Annotated in this window: 1 rRNA gene; it reads right to left on the minus strand. The window is 55.3% G+C overall.

Features of this window, described 5'->3' with window-relative positions:
- Positions 1 to 441, minus strand: a 16S ribosomal RNA gene (locus ACTHUT_RS22100); the annotation flags it as partial.

The raw sequence follows: 441 nt of genomic DNA on the forward strand, positions 1-441 counted from the left end.
GACTACAAGGGTATCTAATCCCGTTCGCTACCCACGCTTTCGCACCTGAGCGTCAGGCAAAGGCCAGGGTGTCGCTTTCGCCACTGGTATTCCTCCCGATATCTACGCATTCCACCACTACACCGGGAATTCTACACCCCTCTCCTCGCCTCAAGCCATCTAGTTTCCAACGACCTCTCCCAGTTAAGCCAGGAGCTTTCACGTCAGACTTAAGCAGCCACCTGCGTGCGCTTTACGCCCAGTAATTCCGGATAACGCTTGCCACCTACGTATTACCGCGGCTGCTGGCACGTAGTTAGCCGTGACTTATTCCTGTGGTACCGTCCTTGCTCTTCCCACAGAAAAGGAGTTTACAATCCGAAAACCGTCTTCCTCCACGCGGCGTTGCTCGGTCAGGGTTCCCCCCATTGCCGAATATTCCTCACTGCTGCCACCCGTAGG

The sequence above is a fragment of the Neisseria sp. P0022.S010 genome (genome assembly GCF_051956635.1).